21 protein-coding genes and 1 tRNA gene are annotated in these 21668 nt (G+C 72.8%); 7 read left to right on the top strand and 15 right to left on the bottom strand.

The genetic code is table 11. The features are described 5' to 3' along the window. Positions 1-4: 4 nt before the first annotated feature. Entirely contained in the window at positions 5-1057 is a 1053-nt protein-coding gene (locus tag M1D56_RS07000) for a 3-isopropylmalate dehydrogenase (RefSeq protein WP_456285077.1), read from the bottom strand. Positions 1058-1097: 40 nt separating this feature from the next. Continuing rightward, positions 1098-2627, bottom strand: coding sequence for an MFS transporter (locus M1D56_RS06995; protein ID WP_456285076.1), 1530 nt, complete (start codon positions 2625-2627; stop codon positions 1098-1100). A 101-nt stretch (positions 2628-2728) separates the two neighbouring features. Here M1D56_RS06995 and M1D56_RS06990 point away from each other — a divergent pair, with 101 nt between their 5' ends. Beyond that, complete coding sequence (locus M1D56_RS06990; RefSeq protein WP_456285075.1) at positions 2729-3271, top strand: TetR/AcrR family transcriptional regulator; 543 nt, start codon at positions 2729-2731, stop codon at positions 3269-3271. A gap of 33 nt (positions 3272-3304) precedes the next feature. On the opposite strand, the gene serA is transcribed toward M1D56_RS06990, so the two are convergent. The 5 genes from serA to prfB form a co-directional block, all read right to left on the bottom strand. Next, on the bottom strand, positions 3305-4897 hold the full coding sequence (gene serA, locus M1D56_RS06985) for a phosphoglycerate dehydrogenase (protein WP_456285074.1): 1593 nt from the start codon (positions 4895-4897) through the stop codon (positions 3305-3307). Positions 4898-5042: 145 nt separating this feature from the next. Beyond that, a complete protein-coding gene (locus M1D56_RS06980) occupies positions 5043-5387 on the bottom strand; it encodes a hypothetical protein (protein WP_456285073.1) in 345 nt (114 codons plus the stop codon). After that, positions 5384-5902 carry a DNA polymerase III subunit gamma/tau gene (locus M1D56_RS06975; protein ID WP_456285072.1) on the bottom strand — a complete coding sequence of 173 codons (519 nt, stop codon included), beginning with the start codon at positions 5900-5902 and terminating at the stop codon, positions 5384-5386. The genes M1D56_RS06980 and M1D56_RS06975 overlap by 4 nt, the downstream gene beginning before the upstream one ends. A gap of 17 nt (positions 5903-5919) precedes the next feature. Beyond that, positions 5920-9144: a lamin tail domain-containing protein gene (locus M1D56_RS06970; RefSeq protein WP_456285071.1), complete on the bottom strand. Its 3225-nt coding sequence runs from the start codon at positions 9142-9144 to the stop codon at positions 5920-5922. Between the two features lie 101 nt (positions 9145-9245). Further along, complete coding sequence (prfB, locus tag M1D56_RS06965; protein ID WP_271171640.1) at positions 9246-10355, bottom strand: peptide chain release factor 2; 1110 nt, start codon at positions 10353-10355, stop codon at positions 9246-9248. A 40-nt stretch (positions 10356-10395) separates the two neighbouring features. Between prfB and M1D56_RS06960 the strand changes: the two genes are divergently transcribed. Then, the gene (locus M1D56_RS06960) at positions 10396-11691 is read left to right on the top strand and encodes an MFS transporter (protein ID WP_271172173.1); all 1296 of its coding nucleotides are present in this window, start codon (positions 10396-10398) and stop codon (positions 11689-11691) included. 1 nt (position 11692) lies between these two features. Here the strand turns inward: M1D56_RS06960 and M1D56_RS06955 are convergent, their stop codons facing one another. From M1D56_RS06955 to M1D56_RS06925, 7 genes are read right to left on the bottom strand one after another with little or no spacing between them, the layout of a single operon-like run. Next, entirely contained in the window at positions 11693-12115 is a 423-nt protein-coding gene (locus M1D56_RS06955) for a pilus assembly protein TadG-related protein (protein WP_456285070.1), read from the bottom strand. After that, positions 12112-12579 carry a TadE family protein gene (locus M1D56_RS06950; protein WP_271171638.1) on the bottom strand — a complete coding sequence of 156 codons (468 nt, stop codon included), beginning with the start codon at positions 12577-12579 and terminating at the stop codon, positions 12112-12114. The genes M1D56_RS06955 and M1D56_RS06950 overlap by 4 nt, the downstream gene beginning before the upstream one ends. Then, complete coding sequence (locus tag M1D56_RS06945; RefSeq protein WP_282977531.1) at positions 12554-12934, bottom strand: TadE/TadG family type IV pilus assembly protein; 381 nt, start codon at positions 12932-12934, stop codon at positions 12554-12556. The genes M1D56_RS06950 and M1D56_RS06945 overlap by 26 nt, the downstream gene beginning before the upstream one ends. Before the next feature lie 2 nt (positions 12935-12936). Next, complete coding sequence (locus M1D56_RS06940) at positions 12937-13146, bottom strand: hypothetical protein (protein ID WP_271171636.1); 210 nt, start codon at positions 13144-13146, stop codon at positions 12937-12939. Positions 13147-13167: 21 nt separating this feature from the next. Next, positions 13168-14112: a type II secretion system F family protein gene (locus M1D56_RS06935; protein WP_456285069.1), complete on the bottom strand. Its 945-nt coding sequence runs from the start codon at positions 14110-14112 to the stop codon at positions 13168-13170. Then, positions 14109-14969 carry a type II secretion system F family protein gene (locus tag M1D56_RS06930; protein WP_456285068.1) on the bottom strand — a complete coding sequence of 287 codons (861 nt, stop codon included), beginning with the start codon at positions 14967-14969 and terminating at the stop codon, positions 14109-14111. The genes M1D56_RS06935 and M1D56_RS06930 overlap by 4 nt, the downstream gene beginning before the upstream one ends. Next, positions 14960-16093, bottom strand: coding sequence for a CpaF family protein (locus tag M1D56_RS06925; RefSeq protein ID WP_282977528.1), 1134 nt, complete (start codon positions 16091-16093; stop codon positions 14960-14962). The genes M1D56_RS06930 and M1D56_RS06925 overlap by 10 nt, the downstream gene beginning before the upstream one ends. Positions 16094-16264: 171 nt before the next feature. Between M1D56_RS06925 and M1D56_RS06920 the strand changes: the two genes are divergently transcribed. The 4 genes from M1D56_RS06920 to M1D56_RS06905 all read left to right on the top strand — a co-directional run bounded on the left by M1D56_RS06920 (position 16265) and on the right by M1D56_RS06905 (position 18318). Beyond that, positions 16265-16999: a hypothetical protein gene (locus tag M1D56_RS06920; protein ID WP_324011548.1), complete on the top strand. Its 735-nt coding sequence runs from the start codon at positions 16265-16267 to the stop codon at positions 16997-16999. A 21-nt stretch (positions 17000-17020) separates the two neighbouring features. After that, entirely contained in the window at positions 17021-17398 is a 378-nt protein-coding gene (locus M1D56_RS06915; RefSeq protein WP_456285067.1) for a PPOX class F420-dependent oxidoreductase, read from the top strand. A 49-nt stretch (positions 17399-17447) separates the two neighbouring features. Further along, a tRNA-Leu gene (locus M1D56_RS06910) sits at positions 17448-17529 on the top strand. A gap of 48 nt (positions 17530-17577) precedes the next feature. Continuing rightward, positions 17578-18318 carry a DedA family protein gene (locus M1D56_RS06905; RefSeq protein ID WP_282977525.1) on the top strand — a complete coding sequence of 247 codons (741 nt, stop codon included), beginning with the start codon at positions 17578-17580 and terminating at the stop codon, positions 18316-18318. A 5-nt stretch (positions 18319-18323) separates the two neighbouring features. On the opposite strand, the gene ku is transcribed toward M1D56_RS06905, so the two are convergent. Then, positions 18324-19187 carry a non-homologous end joining protein Ku gene (gene ku, locus M1D56_RS06900; RefSeq protein WP_456285066.1) on the bottom strand — a complete coding sequence of 288 codons (864 nt, stop codon included), beginning with the start codon at positions 19185-19187 and terminating at the stop codon, positions 18324-18326. A gap of 75 nt (positions 19188-19262) precedes the next feature. On the opposite strand from ku, the gene M1D56_RS06895 reads away from it, so the two are divergent. After that, entirely contained in the window at positions 19263-21650 is a 2388-nt protein-coding gene (locus M1D56_RS06895; protein ID WP_456285065.1) for an ATP-dependent DNA ligase, read from the top strand. The last annotated feature ends 18 nt before the right edge of the window (positions 21651-21668 follow it).

The raw sequence follows: 21668 nt of genomic DNA, 5'->3' as shown, positions 1-21668 counted from the left end.
GGTGTCAGGCCTTCAGGCGAGACGCGATCGCGTCGCCGATCTCGGCGGTCGAGCGCTTCTCGCCCGTGCGGGCGGCGATGTCGTCCTCGATCGCGCGCGACACGCGATCGGCCGCGTCCTGCAGGCCGAGGTGGTCGAGCAGGAGGGCGATGGAGCCGATCGCCGCGGTCGGGTCGGCCTGCTGGGTGCCCGCGATGTCGGGGGCCGAGCCGTGCACGGGCTCGAACATCGAGGGGAAGTCGCCGTCGGGGTTGATGTTGCCCGAGGCTGCGAGTCCGATGCCACCGGTGACGGCGCCGGCCAGGTCTGTGAGGATGTCGCCGAAGAGGTTGTCGGTGACGATGACGTCGAAGCGACCCGGGTTCGTGACCAGGAAGATCGTCGCGGCGTCGACGTGCAGATAGTCTACGGCCACGTCCGGGTGCTCCCGCGCGACCTCGTCGACGATGCGCTGCCACAGGCGGCCCGCGTTGACGAGCACGTTCGTCTTGTGCACGAGCGTGAGGCGCCGGCTGCGGCGCTCGGCGAGCGCGAACGCGTAGCGCACGACGCGCTCGACGCCGAACGCGGTGTTCACGCTCGTCTCGTTCGCGACCTCGTGCGGGGTCCCCCGGCGGATCGAGCCGCCGTTGCCGACGTACGGACCCTCTGTGCCCTCGCGCACGACGACGAAGTCGATGTCGCCGGGCTCGGCGAGCGGGCCGTCCTGCCCGGGGTAGAGCTTGGACGGGCGGAGGTTCACGTAGTGGTCCAGCGCGAAGCGGAGCTTCAGGAGCAGGCCGCGCTCGATGTTCGCGCCCGCGAGCCGCGGGTCGCCGGGCGTGCCGCCCACCGCGCCGAGGAGGATCGCGTCGTGCGCCTTGATGGCGTCGAGGTCGTCGTCGGTGAGCGTGTCGCCGGTCTCGAGGTAGCGGCCCGCTCCGAGCGAGAAGCGGGTCTTCTCGAAGACGACGTCGCCGCCCGCGGTGACGGCGTCGAGCACCTTCTCGGCCTCGGCGATGACCTCGGGGCCGATCCCGTCACCGGGGATGACGGCCAGTTTCACGACGCGGGGCATTGCTCTCCTTCGGATGTCTCGGCATCCGCCGGGGCTCCGGTCAGTGCGACGCGTGCTCCCGGCGTCCTCCCAGGGTAGTCGCCGCGATCGCCATCGCGAGCACGACGAGCCCCGCGCCGATGAGCGACGTGATCGCCACGCCGCCGTCGAACGCGGTCGCCGCCGCGGACCGGAGCGCCTCTCCCGCCGCTCCCCCGACCGAGTCCGCGGCGTTCATCGCTCCGGCGAGCGTCTCCTCGGCATGCAGCGCGAGCTCCGCGGGGATCCCCTCCGGCACGACGAGGGTCGAGCGGTACCACCACGTGAGGATGCCGCCGAGGATGGATGTGCCGAGCACGGCGCCGAGCTCGTACGCGGTCTCCGAGACGGCGCTCGCGGCGCCCGCCTTCTCCGCGGGAGCGTTCGCGAGGATGAGCTCCCCCGACACGGTCTCGGCCGCGCCGATGCCCGCGCCGAGGAGCGCGAACCCGAGCACGAGCATCCCGACGTCGTGTGCGCCGACGAGCGCCACGATGAGGTACGCCGCGAGCGAGAGCAGGAGCGCCGACGGGATGACGATCGACGCGCGCACACGCCGCGCGATCGGCGTGACGATGAAGCCGCCGGCGATCGAGGTGAGGGCGCCGGGCAGGAGCGCGAGGCCCGCGATCATCGGGCTCAGGCCGACGATCATCTGCAGGTGCTGCGACACGAAGTAGAGGAAGCCCACCATCGCGATGACGCTGAAGAGGTTCACGAGCATCGAGCCGCTGAACCCGGCCCGCGCGAACAGCGACATGTCGAGCATCGGCTGCGTCATCCGCAGCTGCCGGCGCACGAAGAGCCATCCGAACAGGGCGCCGATGACGACGGGAGCGCCGCCGGCGAGACCGTGCACGGCGATCTCCTTGATGCCGTAGGCGAGGGGCGCGAGCGCGAGCATCGAGAGCAGGATGCTCGGGAGGTCGATCCGGCCGGGGTTCGGATCGCGGCTCTCGCTCACGAAGAGCGGGGCGAGCACGAGCATGAGGACGAGCATGGGCACCGCGAGCAGGAACACGCTCTGCCACGGGAAGTGCTCGATGAGGAAGCCGCCGACGATCGGGCCGAGCGCCCCGCCCGCGGAGAACATGCCGGCCCACACGGCAACGGCGATGCGCCGCTGGTTGCGCTCGGGGAACAGCGAGCGCAGGAGCGACATGGTCGACGGCATGAGGGTCGCGCCGAACAGGCCCATGACGGCGCGCGCCGCGATGAGCCATCCGGCTGTCGGGGCGAAGGCCGCGAGGACGGAGACGACCGTGAACCCGATCGCGCCGGTGAGGAGCAGCAGGCGGCGCCCGAACCGGTCGCCGAGCGATCCCATCGTCACGAGGAGCCCCGCCAGCACGAGCGAGTACGCGTCGATGATCCAGAGCTGCTCGGCGCTCGTGGGCTCGAGCTCCTTCGCGATGGCGGGCAGCGCGAAGTTGAGGATCGTGTTGTCGATCGACACGAGGAGCACGGGGAGCATGAGCACCGCGAGCGCGGCCCATGCCCGCCATCCGGCGCGCTGCGTCGTCGTGGGCTGGGTCGTCGTGCCGGTCGTCATCTCATCCGCCTGTCTCAATTACTGTACCGTCCAGATGGTACAGTAACTGCCATGGCTGTGCACGCCCTGGGCAGCGCGCGCCGTGTGAGAGGCTCGTCTGCATGAGCCGCCCGCCCCACGCCAGAGAGAAGGTCCTCGACGCCTTCGAGAGCATCCTCCTCGAGGAGGGCGAGAGGGCGGCGACCCTCGAGGCGGTCGCGCGCCGAGCGGGCGTGTCGAAGGGCGGTCTGCTCTACCACTTCGGCTCGCGGGACGCGCTCGATGCGGGCCTCGTCGACCGGCTCCGGCTGCTCGCGGCCGACGACATGGCGGCCCTGCACGACGCACCCGAGGGGCCGATCTGGTACTACATCGCGACCTCCGCGCACGTCGGCGGGCCGTTCGACCGTGCGATCTCGGCGGTCGGCCGCCTCGCGCACGGCGGCAACGCCCTCGCGCGCGGCGCCCTCGCCGAGCTCCGGGATGCGTGGGCAGACGCCATCCGCCCGCACGTGCGCGACGAGGCCGCCCTCGAGCTCGTGCTCCTGCTGAGCGACGGCCTGTACGTGAACTCCGCTCTGCTCAACGACGTTCCGAGCCCGGTCCCCACCGGCGAGGCTCTGGAGGCGCTCATCCGCCTCGTCGAGGGGGCGACGCGCGCCTGAGCACGCGCGAACGCCCCCGCCGGTGCGCCGGGGTCAGGCCTCGGCGATCTCGATCTGCCGGATGACCGTCGCCTCGATCGCCTCGCCGACCTCGGCGAGCAGGTCCTCGGGGACGCGCGAGTCGACCGTGAGCACCGACAGGGCCTGGCCGCCGGCCGAGCGGCGCGCGATCTGCATGCCCGCGATGTTGATGCCGGCCTCGCCGAACTTCTGGCCGTAGACCGCGACGATGCCGGGGCGGTCGGTGTAGAGCATGACGATGTGGTGCTTCTCGATCGGCACCTCGATCTCGTGGCCGTTGATGCCGACGATCTTCTGCACCATCCGCGTGCCGGCGAGCGTCCCCGCGACCGTGAGCACCGTGCCGTCCGACAGCGCACCGCGCAGCGTCGTGAGGTTGCGGTACTCGGGGCTCTCCTTCTCCACGATGAGGCGCGTCTCGATGCCGCGCTGCTCGGCGAAGACGGGGGCGTTCACGTACGAGACGTTCTCGCTCACGACGTTCGACAGGATGCCCTTGAGCGCGGCGAGGCGGTAGACGCTCACGTCGTAGTCGGCGAGCTCGCCGCGCACCTCGATGTCGAGGCTCGTGAGCGCCGACGTGGCGAGACCGCTGAAGACCTGGCCGAGCTTCTCGACGAGCGCGATCCCGGGGCGCACGAACGGGTCGATGACGCCGCCGGCGACGTTGACGGCGTCGGGCACGAGGTCGCCCTCGAGCGCGAGCTTGACCGACTTCGCGACCGAGATGCCGGCCTTCTCCTGCGCCTCCGACGTCGACGCCCCGAGGTGCGGCGTGACGACGACGTTCGGCAGGGCCGTGAGCTTCGTGTCGGTCGGCGGCTCGCTCGTGAAGACGTCGAGGCCGGCGCCCGCGATCTCGCCGTTCACGAGCGCGTCGTACAGCGCGTCCTCGTCGATGAGGCCGCCGCGCGCGACGTTCACGACGTACGACGTCGGCTTCATCGCCTTGAGCTGCTCGGCGCCGATCATGCCCGTCGTCTCGGGCGTCTTCGGCATGTGGATCGTCAGGAAGTCGGCCTGCGCGACGAGCTCGTCGAGGCTGAGCAGCTCGACGCCCAGCTGCTGGGCACGCGCGCTCGTGACGTACGGGTCGTATGCGACGACGCGCATCCCGAAGCCCTGCATCCGCGCGGCGACGAGGGCGCCGATCCGGCCGAGGCCGACGACGCCCAGCGTCTTCTCGAAGAGCTCGACGCCCGTGTACTTGCTGCGCTTCCACTCCCCGGCGCCCAGCGAGGCGCGCGCCGCCGGGATGTGGCGGGCGAGGCTGAGGATGTGACCGCACGTGAGCTCGGCGGCCGAGATGATGTTCGACGTCGGCGCGTTCACGACCATGACGCCGGCGGTCGTGGCGGCCTTGATGTCGACGTTGTCGAGGCCGACGCCGGCGCGGGCGACGACCTTGAGCTTCTTCGCGTGGCCCAGGGCCTCCTCGTCGACCTTCGTGGCCGAGCGGATGAGGATGGCGTCGGCGTCCGCGAGCGCGTCGAAGAGCGCGGGGCGGTCGGTGCCGTCCACATTGCGGATGTCGAAGTCGGGGCCGAGCGCCTCGATCGTTGCGGGAGAGAGTTCTTCGGCGATGAGCACGACGGGCTTCGGCACGGATGGATCCTTCGATGCGGATGGGCGCGGGCGCGCGGGAGCGGATTCGACGCGCCACACGCCGTGGGGGCGCGACGGCGACCACTCTATCGGAGCCGCGCGCCCTGCTCTCGCCGGGCGCGTCATCCGGCGACGCGGGGGCCGGTCAGAAGAGGTTCGACGGGTTCGACGTGAAGGCCTGCATGTCGAGCCAGAACACGGCCGTGACCGCGAGACCCGCGAGCAGCGCGACGGCCAGCCATCCGATCCCCCGTGTGCGACCCAGGCCGAAGGCGATCGCGAACGCCGCGATCGGCACGAGAACCGCGAGCAGCAGCACGACCCAGGCGACGGCCGACAGCGAGATGCCCTGCGCCGAGGTGGTCTGCACGAGCGTCACGAGGTAGGTGATCGCGCTCCACACGGCATAGGCGTAGAGGAGGGCGAATACCCCGGCGACGACCGCGACGAGCCATCCCGGCGTCCTGCGCTCCTGCGTCGTCGAGGTCACTGTCCGACCACCCCCACCATCACGAACGGCCACGGCACGAGCAGCACGATTCCCGCGGCGAGCCACGCGAAGCGCCGCCAGAGCGGCGCGCGGCGTGTGCCGAGCCAGGTCACCGCGAACCACAGGAGGGGCGACGCGATCGCGAGCCACATGCTGCCCTGGAACATGAAGTCCGCCACCGCGTTCGTGCTCTGCTCGATGCGCTCGCGCAGGCGCGTCGCTCCGAGGAACCATCCGATCGTCCACAGGAGGTAGACGCCGCCGATCACGCCGAGCGAGACGAGCGCGACGTTCCCGAGCGGGACGGCCTCGTCACCGGCGTCCGCCGTCGTGACGGCCTCCCGCCCCTTCCCGACGGCGCGCCATCCCGCCGGCAGGACAGACGGGTCATCCTTCTCGCCGGGTGCGTCCGGCGCGGCCTTCTCGCCGGGCTCGGCCGCGGTCTCGGAGCGCGCGTCGAGCGTGGGGTCGTCGTCGCCCTCCCAGCGGAGGGCGTCATCGTCGCGGGACGGCATGAGCCCAGGCTATCGGCTCACGGCGCCGCGATGCGGAGGCCGCTCGTGGCGAGCCCCTTCGGGTACTGCAGGCCGACGGACACGCGGAAGTCGTCGTCGGCGACGTCATAGCGCCCCTGGACGCCGGCCTCGACGATCCGCCACGGCCGATCGGCCGCGAGCGTGGTCTCGCGGCCGTCGTCGGCCACCGCCTGCGGGTAGTCGAACGGCGCGCTCGCGTGCTCCCCGAGGGTCACCGAGATCGTGTCGACGGCGATCTCTCCGGTCGCGAGCGACACCTGGAGGAGCCGCTGGAAGCCGGTCGCGCGCATCCCCGTCTCGGTGCGGAACTCCTGGTAGTCGCCCAGGATCTCCACGACGTCGTGGCCGGGGATGCCGCCCGCGTCATCCGTCTCGATGCGGGCGAGCCCGTGATAGTGGCCCGACAGCACGAGGACGACGCTGCGGTGCGGGGCGACGATGCGCTCCCACAGCTCGTCGGCGCGCGAGACCCACCTGTTCTCGGTCGCCCGCTCGGCCGAGCCGCTGGCGTCCTCAGGGAGCAGATGCTCGTGCGTCGCGACGATGATGTTCGCGCGCGGATGCTCCGCGATCACGTGCTCCGCCCACGCGAGCTCGCGCTCGGCGTACGCGTAGGGCAGAGACAGCACGATGAACTCGGCCCCTTCGCGGGTGAAGGAGGTCCAGTTCGCGCTGCCGTCATCGGGGGCGATGGACCCTCCGTACCAGGGGGCATCGGCGTAGCGGTGCGGGCCGAAGTGCTCGTTGAAGAGATCGTTCGTCGCTCCGCGCTTGTTGTCGTGGTTTCCCGGGAGGACGCTGTTCGGGATGCCCGCCGCGTCGAGCTCGCCCTGGGCCGCCGACGCGACGGCGAACTCGCGACGCGCACGCTCCTCGCCCTGGTCGGGGTCGACCCAGTTCTGGACGAGGTCGCCCGTGTGGACGGCGAACGCGATGTCGCGCGGCCCGGCGTTCGCCGCGATCCACGCCGTCTGCTCGCGGTACACCTCCGGGTGGGCCTCGCTGAGGTACTGCGTGTCGGTGAGGTGGCTCACGGCGAAGTCGTAGGTGCCGGGAGCGGCGAGACCGTCGGCGGCGTCCGCGATGGCGGGGCCGCTCGGCACGACCTGCACGAGCAGGCCGGTGGTCCCTTCGGGCAGCGTGCCGGAGAGCGTCACCGTGCCGTCGTCAGCGGCGGCCTCCTCGTCGATAGCGTGCCAGCGCCCGGCGGCCCATGCCGAGAGCCGCGCGGGGGCCGGACCGGCGACCTCGCCCGACCAGGTGGCCGTCCCGTCGGCAGCTCGCGCGAGCTCGAACCGCATGTAGGGGTGGGCCCATCCGTCGTCGCTCGCCGCGAGCCGCGCCGTCTCGAGCGCGGCGGGCCGCTCCCCCGCCGCTGCCTCGGCCGTGAGGGCCCCGCCCTCGCTCGCTCCGGTGAAGGCGCGGGCGACGACCGGATCGATGCCGTCGACGGCCTGCGGCTCATCCGCCGCTGCCGCGACCGCGCGAGCGGCCCGTGCGCCATCGGCCGGCGTGGCCGCGGCGATCCGGAGCGCAGCCTCGGCTGTGAGCTCTCCGACGGGCGTCTCGTCGTGGAGGTCGAGCGCGCCCGGGCTCGACGGCCCGCCTCGGAAGTCGTTCGCATCGTCGCCCGTGAAGCCCACGCGCTGCCAGGTCTCGCCGGCCAGGCGGTCGACTCCGAAGGTCGACAGGGCGAGCCCCTTCGTGCACGGGCTCACGACGTCGTTCGACGCGTCCTGCTCGTTGCGGTGGAAGATGCCGACGCTGTCGACGCGCTCTCCGGCAGCGTCCTCGATCCACACGCCCGATCCCTGGTAGCCGAGGGCCGTCGCATACACCGCGTCGGCGCCCTGCGCGGCGCGGGTGCCCTCGAGCGCCGCGAGCCAGGTCTGCCCGGGCGCGAGCCGGACGCCGGCCGGCACCTCGATGAGCGGCGTCCGCTCGCGGAAGCCGTCCGGCGCGCACGCGCGGATGCGCCATCCGCTCAGGTCGACGACGGCGTCGCCGTAGTTCGCGAGCTCGACGAGGTTGTGCCGCTCGGCGCGCGGCAGCTCCGGGTCGGTCGCGACCTCGCTCAGCGCGACGCCGGGTTCGCCGTACGCGAAGGCGGTCTCGAGGCGGTCGTCGGCCGTCGCGTTCTCGCGCCCCGGCGTGCGCGGGGCGATGAGGAACTCCCCCGTCTCCTCGTGCCGCTGCCAGCTCTCGCCGCGCAGGTGGTCGAGGACCGACGGCAGCTTCGCGTCGCCCGTCTGGCAGGCCGTGTCGGCGTGGTTCGAGACGCTCACGCCGTCGACGCGTGCGCCCTCGGCATCGACGAGGAGCACGCCCGACACGGTGTCGGCGAGCGAGGTCGTCGTCCGCATGTCGACGTCGCCGCGGAATCCCGGGCCGCCCACGACCAGGCGCTCGCCCTCCCGCAGCTCCGTCCCGTCCGCGAACCGCGCCTGCAGCGTCTCCGGAGTGAGCGCGTTCGTGCGCGTGCAGCGGTAGAGCGCCCAGCCAGAGAGGTCGACGTCGGCGACGGCGCGCAGCTCGACGAGGTCGTCGTCACGGCCGCCGGGGCCCGCGCTCGCGACCTCCGAGATGAGCGCCCGCGGCTCGGCCGGCTCGACGGCGGGCGCGGCGGCCTCACGCGGCGTCGCGCGAGTGCGCACGAAGTCGGCGGCCAGGTGGCCCGTGCGCGCGACCCGCTGCCAGCTCTCGTCGAGCGCGGCCCCGAGCGCATCCGGGACGTTGCCGGCCGCGCTGCACTCGCTCTGCGTCGGCCACGGCTCGGACGGATACGCCGCGAAGGAGTCGACGGCTCGCCGCCGCGCATCCTCGAGCACGAGCCCGTACCCCTCGCTCGAGAAGGGCCCGCGCATCGCGACGTCGGCGTCGACGCCCGTCCCGACCGTGATCCGCTCGCCGGGCTCGAGGACGACGCCAGCGAGGTCGACCTCGTGGTCGGCCTCCGCGAGGCGCGTGCCGTCGCCCGTGCAGCGGTGCACGCGCCATCCGCTCAGGTCGACCGCGTGCGGCGACAGATTGCGCAGCTCGAAGAAGCTCGCGGCGGGGTCGTCCGGCGTCCCGGCGCCGACCTCGTCGATGACGATGTCGCCGTCGGCCGGCGCGGCGACGGCGCTGGATGGCGCGGGCGTCGCGCACGCGGGAAGGAGGGCCGCGGCGAGCGCGAGGAGAGCGAGGGAGCGGTTCCGGCGGAGGGCACGAGAGCGCGTCACGCGATGAGCGTCGCCGCCCGCGGTGAACGGACGGCGACCGTCGTGCGCGCGGCGTGTGAACGCGCGGAGACCACCCGGGCGCGGGCGTCAGCCCGCGGCGATCAGTCCTCGATCTTGCGCTTGCGCCAGCGGATGCCCGCGTTGATGAGGCCGTCGATGTCGCCGTCGAAGACGGTCGCGGGGTTGCCGACCTCGAAGCCCGTGCGCAGATCCTTCACGAGCTGCTGTCCGTAGAGGAAGTACGAGCGCATCTGGTCGCCCCAGCTCGCCGTGATCGTTCCGGCGAGCTCCTTCTTCTTGGCGGCCTCCTCCTCGCGCTGCAGCAGCAGCAGTCGGGTCTGGAGCACGCGCATGGCCGCCGCGCGGTTCTGGATCTGCGACTTCTCGTTCTGCATCGACACGACGATCCCCGTGGGGATGTGCGTGATGCGGACGGCGGAGTCGGTCGTGTTGACCGACTGGCCGCCGGGGCCCGACGAGCGGAAGACGTCGACGCGGATGTCGTTCTCCGGGATCTCGACCTCGACGGCCTCCTCCATGACGGGGATGACCTCGACCGCGGCGAAGCTCGTCTGGCGCTTGTCGGCGGAGCCGAACGGGCTGATGCGCGCGAGGCGGTGCGTGCCGGCCTCGACCGAGAGGATGCCGTAGGCGTACGGCGCGTCGACCTCGAACGTGGCCGACTTGATCCCGGCGCCCTCGGCGTACGACGTGTCCATCACCTTGACGGGGTACTTGTGACGCTCGGCCCAGCGCAGGTACATGCGCATGAGCATCTCGGCGAAGTCGGTCGCGTCGTCGCCGCCCGCACCCGAGCGGATGGTCACGACCGCGGCGCGCTCGTCGTACTCCCCGTCGAGCAGGGTCTTCACCTCGAGGTCGCCGATGACGCGCTCGAGGTCGGTGATCTCCTTGCGCGCCTCCTCGACGGAGTCCTCGTCGCCCATCTCGTTGGCGAGCTCGACGAGCACCTCGAGGTCGTCGAGGCGACGCTCGACCGCCTCGATGCGCGCGAGCTCGGACTGGCGGTGGCTCAGCGCGCTCGTGACGCGCTGGGCGTTCGCGGTGTCGTCCCACAGGCCGGGCTCCGACGCCTCCTTCTCGAGACGCGCGATGTCCGCGCGCACGCTGTCGACGTCGACCACCTCTCGGATGTTCGCGAACGTGGAGCGCAGCGCCTGGATCTCGGCGGAAGGATCGAACTCAAGCATGACGCTCCAGCCTATCCTGCTCGGCGTAACGTGGAAGCCGATGCCCTCGACTGCCGACGCCCCGTTCGATCCGATCCGGCGGTATGCGCCCATGGTCTACGGGCCGACGGCCCTCTACTCGCTCGGCCAGGGAGCCATCCTCCCGCTGCTCCCGGCGCTGGCCGCCGACCTGGGCGCCGATCTCGCGGTCGCCGCGCTCGTGTCGGCTGCGATCGTCGTGGGTCAGCTCGCCGGCAACATCCCCGCCGGCTGGCTCGTGTCGAAGGCCGGGGAGCGGCGCACGATGCTCATCGCGTCGCTCGCGTCGCTCGTGGGCATCGCGGGGATGCTCCTCGCGCCGCACATCGCCCTGCTGGGGCTCTCGGTGCTGCTCATCGGGTTCTGCGCGTCGTCGTTCGCGGTGGCCCGCCACACCTTCATGACGACGCGCGTGCCGTACGCTCACCGCGCCCGCGCGCTCGCCCTCGTCGGCGGCTCGTTCCGCCTCGGCGGCTTCACGGGGCCGTTCGTGTCGGCGGGCCTGCTCGCCCTGTTCGGCGACGAGATCGCCTCGGTGTGGTTCTTCGCGGTCTGCCTGCTCGGCGTCGCGGCGCTCGTCGCCTTCGGGCCCGATCCCGAGGAGAAGGCGCTCATCGCCGATCGTCTCGCCGCGCGCGAGCGTGCCGACGCGCGCGCCGATCTCGACGAGGAGGACACGGGCGAGCCGGTGACCGGCTCCATCCCGGCGACCGAGCGGATCGGCGTGCTGCGGACCATGCACCGCCATCGCGGGGTGCTCGCCCGGCTGGGAGCCGCTGCCGCGTCGCTCGCGGCCGTGCGCTCGGCTCGTCAGGCCGTGCTGCCGCTGTGGGGCGTCTCGATCGGCCTGGACTCGCAGACCCTCGCCCTCGTCGTCGGCGTCGCGGGAGCGGTCGAGTTCTCCCTCTTCTACGTGAGCGGGCAGGTCATGGACCGGTTCGGCCGCCTCTGGGCGGCGGTGCCCGCGCTCCTGCTCATGGGCGCGGGCTTCGGCGCGCTCGCGTTCACGCACGACCTCGATAGCGCGGTGCTGTGGTTCGGCGTGCTCGCGCTCGTCATCGGCGTCGGCAACGGCCTGTCGTCGGGCATCCTGCTCACGCTCGGCGCCGACGTGGCCCCCGAGCGCGACCCTGCGCCGTTCCTCGGCGCGTGGCGCACGCTGACCGACGGCGGCGCGGCCCTGACGCCGCTCATCGTGTCGGCCGTGACGGCCGCCGCTTCGCTCTCGGTCGCGACCGGTCTCGTCGGCGTGGTGGGCCTCGTCGGCGCCGCGGCGTTCGTGCGCTACGTGCCCCGCTACGCCCCGCGGCGCGACTGATTCAGCGCAGCGCCGTGCGACTCGTCGCGGTCGCCTCGAGTGCGACCCCGGCCGGGACGAACGCGCTGAGCAGCGGCGCGTGCCACGTCGTCGCGACGGTCACCCGCGCCGAGAGGCCGTCGGGCGTCCCCGCCGCCACGAGGGTCTGATCGCCGGGTGCGGCCGCCACGATCGCCTCGGCCTGCGCGCGCACGGCGCCGTCGTCGAGTCGCGCGAGAGGAGCATCGCCCTCGAGCGACAGCGTGAAGCCGTCCGCGCCCGCGAGCGCCGCCGCATCCGCGACCGCGTCGAGGGACTTCTGCGCGAGATACAGCGACGTCGCGTTCGCGCACACGATGATGAGCGCGAGCGCGAGGACGGCGTACCCGATCGTGAGCGGGAGGATGCTCCCGCTCTCGTCGCGCAGGAGGCCCCGGGCGCTCACGTGCCGCCCCAGAAGCGCGAGACCTTCTGCACGGACGTCGACTCGACGGGGATGCTCGTGAGGCGATCGAGCCCGAGGACGGGCGGCACGAGCGGCAGCGGGACCCTCGCGCCGATCGTCACGACGACCGTGGAGCCGGCCTCGGGGCACCCGACATGGGCGGGCACGCACGTCACGGACACCTCGAGGGCGTCGGGCGCGATGCCGTACTCGGGCGGCACCGACGAGAGCACCTCGGGCAGCGCCGCGAACGTGTCGTCGATCCCGCCGGTCCGCGCGAGCGTGTGCGCCGCATGCCGTGCCGTCGCCTCGACGCCCAGGGCGTGCTCCTGGACGACGCCGAGCGCGACGACCAGGTAGGCCAGCGGGACGAGCAGCACGATCCCGCCCACGAGGAACTCGAGCGCGGCCGACCCCCGCTCGTCGTCCGGGGCCGCGTCAGCCCATCGACTCGACCGGCGCACGCGCCGTCACCTCCAGCGTCCCTGGCACGCCGATCAGCCCGACGACGGGCGTCGCGGAGCGGACCGTGACCCGGATGTCGCCGCCCGACACCGCGGCGCTCACATCCTGCGCGTAGGCCGATCCGATCGCGCGTGCGATCACGAGCCGGGTCCGCTCGGCCCCGCCTTCGGGCCCCACGTCGGCGAGCGCGGCGTGGTACGCGCCCTCGACGGCCGCATCGTGCAGGACGTTGCGGACGTACACCGCGAGCCCCAGCTGCAGGACGGCGAGGGTGAGGGCCGTGAGCAGGGCGCCCACGAGGACGAACTCGACCGAGCTCGAGCCGCGCTCGTCGCGGAGGCTCGGGCCGAGCACGGTCAGATCCCGTCGACGCTGCTGATCGCCCGCTGGAACAGCCCCTCGAGCGCAGGCCCGGCGAGGGCCCAGATGAGCACGACCAGGCCGGCGGACATCAGCGTGATCAGCACCCACCCCGGCACGTCGCCGCGTTCGTCCTCGGCGAGGTCCTGCAGGGTGTCGCCCCACGCGGTGCGGAGGCGGATGGCGAGCTCGTCGATTCTGCTCATGTCGTTTCCTTTCTCGAGGGGTCAGCCGATCCCGAGGCGGAGCATGACGATGCCCGGGAAGACGGCGAAGAGGACGCTGAGGGGCAGCAGGCCGAACACGAGCGGGAGGAGCATGAGGATCTCCTTGCGGCCGGCCTGCTCGATGAGCGCGCGCTTGGCCTCCTCGCGCGCGTCCGCCGCCTGCGCCTGGAGCGCCTGGGCGAGCGGGGAGCCGCGGTCGAGCGCCGCGACGATGTGCTCGACGGAGCGGCTGAGCGCGGGCACCTGGAGGCGCCGCGCCATCGCGAGAAGCGCATCGGGCAGGGTCGAGCCCGTGCGCACGTCGAGGACGACCGCGCGCAGCTCGGCCGTGAGCTCGCCCGACCCCAGGCGCGCGACGCGGCCGACGCTGTCGTAGATGCCCTCCCCCGCTGCGAGGCAGAGCGCGAGGAACTCGAGCACGGTGGGGAGCTCCTCGCCGATCCGCGCCATCCGCGCCTTCGCGCGCCCGGTGAGGGCGAGGTCCGCGCCGACAGCCCCGACGGCGGCGCCCGCGACCGGCAGCACCAGCGTCGGGCCGGAGAGCGTGCCGCCGACGGCGAGCACGGCGACCACGAGCCCGCCAGCGACGAGCCCGATCAGGGTCGCGGCCAGCTGGCGACCGCGGAACGCGGCGACGTCGACCGGGCGGCCCGCTTGCGCGAGTCGGCGCGCGATCCCGTCCGCACCCCCGAGCAGGGCCGTCAGCCGACGCTGCGCCGCCGCCCACAGCGCTCTGGCCCCACCCGCGATCGCCGCACCCGGGTCAGCGACGGCCGACCACGCCGTCGTGCCGGCCGGATCGGTGATGTCGCGGAGGTACGGCGCGATGCGGCGCGCGAGGCTCGGCGCGCTCCAGCGCGGAGCGAGCATCAGGAGGGCCCAGATGCCGAGACCGAGGCACCCGCCCAGGAGGAGCGAGAGCGCCGCGTCGGTCGCCCAGCTCACGCGAACCACCGCCGGGGCTCGGGCAGCCGGCCGATCCGGAGCATGACCCGGAACGCCACGATCGACACCGCCGCTCCCGCGAGCAGGAGGGCCACGCCCTCGGGGCTCGAGTACGCCTCCGCACCCTCGGGCCGCATGGCGAGCAGGGCGACGATCACCCACGGCGCGAGGACGCCGAGCACCGCGGCCCCGCGCGTCCACGACTGCCGGGACTCCACCTCGGAGCGCAGGGCGGCATCCGCGCGCACCGACGCGGCGAGCGCCCGCAGCACGGGGGTGAGCTCGGTGCCGCCGACCTGGCGCGCCATGCGCAGGGTCTCCACGATGCGGTCGGCCATCGGATCCGCGAGTGCGGACTTCAGCCGATCGGCGCTCGAGTCGAAGTGCCCCGACGCCGCCATATCGCGTTCGAAGCCCGCGAACGCCGCGCGGAGCGCAGGAGGCGCGGATCGCGCGAGCGATGAGACCGCGTCGGGCAGCGACATCCCCGCGCGGACCGAGGCGATGAGCAGGTCGCAGACGTCGGGCCAGAGCGCGCGGCGGGCGCGGACGAGTCGCGCGGCGCGCGAGCGCAGCCACAGGAGCGGCCACGCGGCTCCCGCAAGACCCGCGAGGAGCGCGAGCACCCCCACGGTCGTCACGAGCCACGCGACGGACGCCGCGACGAGCGCCGCGCCTGCGCACACCGCGACGACCACGCGCGGGGCGACATGGGAGAAGCCCGCGGACTCGAGCAGGGCCGCGAGGGCCGACGGGCGCTCGCGCACTGCGCGCTCCCGCGGCGGCCAGAGCCACGGTGACAGGGCGAGCAGGAGCCCTGCGGCGAGCGCAGCTCCGAGGACGAGGATCACCGCCATCGCTCCCCCGTCCGGTAGAGCGTGCGCGTCTCGGGAGCGTCGTCGATGACGCGCCCCGTGGGAGCGATGATCTCCTGGACGCGGCGCCGCCCGTCCTCGGCGCGCTGACAGTGCACGACGAGGTCCACGCTCGTCGCGATCGCCGGGACGACGAACTCGCGACCGATGTTGCGGCCCGCGAGCAGCGGGAGCGCAGCGAGCTTGGCGAGGGCGTCGACCGCCGAGTTCGCGTGGATCGTCGCGGCGCCAGGGATGCCCGTGTTCAGCGCGAGCAGGAGGTCGAGCGCCTCTGCGTCGCGCACCTCCCCGATGACGATCCGGTCGGGCCGCATCCGCAGGGCCTCCTTGACGAGGCGGCGGAGGGTGATCTCGCCCGTGCCCTCGAGGCTCGGCTGCCGACCCTGCAGCGCGACGAGGTCGGGCGCGTCCACGCCCAGCTCGAAGGTCTCCTCGACCGTGACGATGCGGTGCGCAGGCGGACACGCGGCGACGAGAGCACCCAGGAGGGTCGTCTTGCCCGCGTGCGTCGCTCCGGAGACGAGCACGCTGCGCCCCTGCCTCATGGCGTCGCGCAGGAGGTCGGCCGCCTCGGCGGCGAGCGATCCGATCTCCACGAGGCGATCGAGGCTCCGCACGTGCGGGAGGAACTTGCGGATGTTCACGGCCCAGTGCCTCCGCGCGATCCCGCCGAGGACGACGTGCAGGCGCGAGCCGTCCGGGAGGGCGGCGTCGACGAACGGCTGCGAGAGGTCGATGCGCCGCCCTGTCGCGTGGAGCATCCGCTCGACGAGGTCGCGGACCGCCGCGTCGGTGAGCGCGAGCGGGAGGCGCTCGGTCACGCCGTCCCTGGCCACGAAGATCCGATCGGGGGCGTTGATCCAGAGCTCCTCGACCGTCGGGTCGTCGAGATGCTCCTGCAGGGGGCCGTATCCGGTCACGGCGGCGAGCACCTCGCGCACGGCCGCCTGCTCGTCGTCGACGATCGCGAGACCGCGGGCGAGGGCGAAGTCGTTGTGCCGGCGCACCTCCGCCTGCGCGATGCGGAGCACCGCCTCGGGCGCACGCGAGGGATCGGTCTGGTCGGCGCGCAGCCGATCCCTGACTCGCTCCGCGACCGCGCTCATGAGGGGACCCACGCGGCCATCCTGGCCGAATCGCCGAGACGGCCTCGAAAGTTATCCACAGCGCAGCCGCGACCCGCTACCGTGCCGACGCCGTTCGCGCAATGCCCTGTGTGCGCGGCCGCGCCGATGCCTTACTGGGGAGACCACGGACGAGCTCGAAAGGACCGCATCATGAGCACTCCCGAGAACTCATCGGAATCGCGCCGCGACCGGCGCGCCCCGGAGCACGCGGACTATCTCGCCGGAGACGGCGATGCCGGCCACGGCAGCGACGAGCCCACGCGCGCGTACGACGTGCGCGACGTCCGCGACGACACGACGGCGTCCCGCGCCGACACCACGGCCGTCCGCGCCGACCGCGAGGAGGTCGTGGCGCGCGAGAAGGAGGAGTTCGGCGGCTTCAAGTTCGGCTCGGCCTTCTTCGGATGGCTGTGCGCGATGGGCATGACGGCGCTGCTGACCGCCCTCGTCGCGGGAGCAGGGGCGGCTCTCGGCCTCGGCGAGCAGGTGACCGCCGATGAGGCAGCCCAGAACGCCGACACGATCGGCATCGCGGGCGCCGTCGCGGTGCTCGTGATCCTGCTCGTGTCGTACTACGCGGGCGGGTACGTCGCGGGGCGGATGGCGCGGTTCAGCGGCGCGAAGCAGGGCCTCGCGGTCTGGCTGTGGGCCGTCGTCATCGCGATCGTCGTCGCGATCGTCACGGCGGTCGCGGGCGCGCAGTGGAACATCCTCGCCGACGTCAACACGTTCCCCCGGCTCCCCTTCAACGAGGGCGAGCTCACGACGGTGGGCATCATCACCGCGGTGGGCGCGCTCCTGGTGAGCCTCGGCGGAGCGGTGCTCGGCGGGCTCGCGGGCATGCGCTACCACCGCAAGGTCGACCGCGCGGGCTTCCGCGCCTGATCGCTCTGGCACGCTGGTGAGGTGATCTCCGAAGCCGGTCTCGCGTTCGTCTCCGAGCGCCACCTCGCCACCCTGTCCACGATCGGCCGCGATGGCCGCATCCACGCCGTCCCGGTGGGCATGACCTACCGGGACGGCGTCGTGCGGATCATCGGCACGCGCGGCACGCAGAAGTTCGTCAACGCCGCGCGCGCAGGGCGCGCGACCGTGAGCAGCGTCGACGGCGCCCGCTGGATCAGCTTCGAGGGGCCCGCGCGCGTGCGGGATGAGCCCGAGGCGGTCGCGGAGGCCGTGCGCCTCTACACGGAGCGCTACCGTCAGCCACGCGAGAACCCGCGCCGGGTCGTCCTCGAGATCGCCGTCGAGCGGGTGATGGGATCTGCCGACATGAAGGCGTGATCGGCGTTCATGGTCGCGCTCCCTCCCGCGCCGTAGACTGATCGGACTCGCGGGAGTGGTGAAACTGGCAGACACGCAGGATTTAGGTTCCTGTGCCTCCGGGCGTGTGGGTTCAAGTCCCACCTTCCGCACGAGACGCGGTCCCGCGTCGCACCCCTCCCACCGACATCCGGAGCATCGTGCACCACATCGCTCTCATCCCGTGGCTCGACCCGCAGGCGATCATCGACGCGGCAGGGCCGTGGGCGCTGCTCGTCGTCTGCCTCATCGTGTTCTCCGAGACCGGCCTGCTCGTCGGCTTCCTCCTCCCCGGCGACACGCTCCTGCTCATCTCGGGGCTCCTCACCCACACGGTCGACGTCTTCGGCGTCAACATCTGGATCGTGAGCGGCCTCATCGCGCTCGCCGCGTTCGTCGGCGGCGAGGTCGGGTACCTCATCGGGCACAAGGGCGGGCCCGCGGTGTTCGAGCGCAAGGACTCCGGCGTCTTCAGCCGCCACAACGTCGAGCGGACCAACGCCTTCTTCGAGCGCTTCGGCGGCATCACGGTGGTGCTCGCGCGCTTCGTCCCGATCGTCCGCACCTTCGCGCCGGTCGCGGCGGGCATCGGTCATATGCCGTGGAAGCGATACTCGCTCTACAACCTCATCGGCGCGCTCCTGTGGGGCTTCGGCCTCACGATGTTCGGCTACGTGATCGCGTACATCCCGTGGGTCCGCGACATCGTCACGGAGTACATCGACGTGATCCTGCTGGCGGCCGTGGGCGGCACCGCGCTCATCGTGCTCTGGCACTACCTGCAGGAGCGCCGCCGCGCGCGCAAGGCCGCCGAAGCGGCGCCGGCCGACGACCTCGTGCTCGACGCCGAGGTGTTCGAGCGCGCGCCCGACATCGACGGAGACGGCAAGCCCGACTTCTGATCGGGTCAGGAGGCCTTCTTCGACCGCTTGCGCGGCTTGGCCTCCTTCTCGGGCTCCGCCTCCTCGGCCTCCTTCTTGCCGCCGCGCGCGGCGCGCGATCGCTCGACGCTCGCCCGCAGCGCCTCCATGAGGTCGATGACCTCGCCACCCTTCTCCTCCTCGGCGCCGAAGGTCGCCTCGGTGTCGACCGCGTCGCCCTTCTCGAGCTTCGCCTCGATGAGGGTGCGGAGCTCCTTCTGGTACTCGTCGACGTACTCCTCCGGGTCGAAGTCGGACGAGTAGCTCTCCACGAGGCTCTCGGCGAGCTCGAGCTCCTTCTCGCTGACCTTGATCGGGTCCTCGAGGGCGGGGAACGACGCCTGCCGCACCTCGTCGGCCCACAGCAGCGTCTGCAGCATGAGCACCCCGTCGCGCACGCGCAGCGCCGCGAGCCGCGTCTTCTGCCGCAGCGAGAAGCGCACGATCGCCGTCCGGTCCGTCCGCTCGAGGGTCTCGCGCAGGAGGCCGTACGACTTGGGCGACGCCGAGTCGGGCTCGAGGTAGTACGCGCGGTCGAACGTGATCGGGTCGACCTGCTCGGTGGGCACGAACTCGACCACCTCGATCTCGCGGCTGCGCTCGGAGGGAAGCGCCTTCAGGTCGTCGTCGGTGAGCACGACCGTGCGCTCGCCGTCGTCGAACGCCTTGTCGATGTCGCGGTATGCGACGACCTCGCCGCACACCTCGCACTTGCGCTGGTACCGGATGCGGCCGCCATCCGCCGCGTGGACCTGGTGGAGCGACACGTCGTGGTCCTCCGTGGCCGCGTAGACCTTGACCGGCACGTTGACGAGGCCGAACGTCAGCGCGCCCTTCCAGATCGATCTCATGGCACAAGTGAAGCGCTCCCACGCCCCGCCCGCCAGGGGTTGACGCGGATCGGCCGCGCGCGCATAGCCTGAACCATGCCCGTGCCCCAGCAGCAGACCGTCGAGGTCGCCGGGCGCCGCCTGCGGGTGTCGCACCTCGAGCGCGTCATGTATCCCGAGACGGGCACGACGAAGGCCGACGTGATCGCGTACTACACGCGCATCGCGCCGCTTCTCCTGCCGCACGTCGCCGGGCGACCCGTGACGCGCAAGCGCTGGGTCGAGGGCGTCGGGACGACGGAGGCGCCCGAGGAGGCGTTCTTCGCGAAGGCGCTCGAGCCGGGGGCGCCGTCCTGGGTGCCGCGCAGGGCCATCCAGCACAGCTTGGGGCCGAAGGACTACCCGCTCGTCGGCGAGGTCGCGACACTCGTCTACCTCGCGCAGGTGGCGAGCCTCGAGCTCCACGTGCCGCAGTGGCGGTTCGCGCCGGATGGATCGCCGGGGCCGGCGGACCGGCTCGTGCTCGACCTCGACCCCGGGCCCGGTGCGGGGCTCGCGGAGTGCGCCGAGGTCGCGCGGCTCGCGCGCGGGATCCTGCAGGGGATGGGACTCGAGCCCCAGCCGGTCACGAGCGGCAGCAAGGGCATCCACCTCTACGCCGCGCTCCCCCGCCCGCTCCCCTCCGATGACGCGTCGGCGCTGGCCCGCGAGCTCGCGCGCGCACTCGAGGCGGACCATCCCGACCTCGCGGTCAGCGCGATGCGCAAGGACCTGCGCGCAGGCCGCGTGTTCGTCGACTGGAGCCAGAACAACGGCAAGAAGACGACCGTCGCGCCCTACTCGCTGCGCGGACGCGCGCGGCCCTGGGTCGCCGCGCCGCGCACGTGGGACGAGCTCGACGACCCCGACCTGCGGCACCTCGAGCTCGACGAGGTGCTCGCGCGCGCCGACGCGATCGGCGACCCGCTCGCCGGGATCGACCCGCCCGCGGCCGCGACCGGCCCTCTCGGCTCCTACATCGCCAAGCGCACGGCGGGGCGCACGCCGGAGCCGGTCCCCGAGACGCCCCATCCCGAGCCCGACGACGGGGATCTCCCGCGCTTCGTCGTGCATGAGCACCACGCGAGCCGGCTCCACTGGGACCTCCGGCTCGAGCGCGCCGGCGTACTCGCCTGCTGGGCCGTGCCGAAGGGCATTCCCGACACCCCCGACCGCAACCGCCTCGCGGTGCGGACCGAGGACCATCCGCTCGCGTACATCGACTTCCACGGGACGATCCCGAAGGGAGAGTACGGCGCCGGCACGATGACCATCTGGGACGAAGGCACGTACGAGACGGAGAAGTGGCGCGACGACGAGGTCATCGTGACGCTCCGCGGACGCGAGGACGGCCCGCTCCACGAGGTGCGGATCGCGCTCATCCGCACCCAGGGATCCGGCGAGAAGTCGTCGTGGCTCCTCCACCGCACGAAGCGGCAGCCGGGGGCGGCCGCGGAGCCCGCGCGCGACGAGGCGCCGCCCGCGCGCCCGGCGCCCATGCTCGCGGTGCACGGCACGCCGGGGCTCGCCCGGACGCTCTCGTCGCCGCCGTGGGTCGAGTTCAAGTGGGACGGCGTGCGCGCGCTCGGCGAGTGGCGCTCGGGCGCCCTGCGGCTCTTCGCGCGCTCGGGAGCGGAGATCACGCAGCGCTACCCCGAGCTGTCGGGAGCGGCCCGCACGCACCTCGACGCCTGGGACGCGCTCGTCGACGGCGAGATCGTCGCGCTCGACGAGCAGGGTCGGCCGAGCTTCTCGCTCCTCCAGAACCGCATGCACCTCGAGCGCGCCGACGACGTCGCCCGCGAGAGCGCACGGGCGCCCGTGCTCCTGTACCTCTTCGACATCCTGCGGCTCGACGGCCGCGACCTCACGCCGCTGCCGCTGGAGGAGCGCCGGCACCTGCTCGAGGAGACGGCGGCGACGGCCGGTCCGTCGGTGATCGTGCCGCCGGTCTTCGACGACGTCGACATCGCCCTCGACGTCGCGCGCGAGCACGCCCTCGAGGGCATCGTCGCGAAGCGGCGCTCGTCGCCCTACCGGCCAGGCACGCGCACCGAGGACTGGCTCAAGGTCAAGCTCACGCACACGCAGGAGGTCGTCATCGGCGGGTTCCGGCGCGGCAGGGGCGGCAGGGCCGGCTCGTTCGCCTCGCTCCTCCTCGGCGTACCCGATGCGGATGGCCTGAGGTACGTCGGCAGGGTCGGCACGGGCTTCTCCGATCGGGAGCTGCGGCGCCTGCGCGACCTGCTCGCCCCGCTCGAGACCCGAGAGTGTCCGCTGCGGGACGTCCCCCGTGAGGACACGGGCGACGCCACCTGGGTGGAGCCCCGGCTCGTGGGCGAGGTCGAGTTCGCGGAGTGGACGCGCAGCGGCAGCCTCCGGCAGGCGCGCTGGCGCGGGCTCCGCCCCGACAAGGCCCCTGACGACGTCCGCACGGAGGCGTGACGCGACGGGTGTCGAGGA

Source organism: Microbacterium sp. JZ101, assembly GCF_053903175.1.
This window is presented reverse-complemented; position numbering and strand designations above follow the sequence as displayed.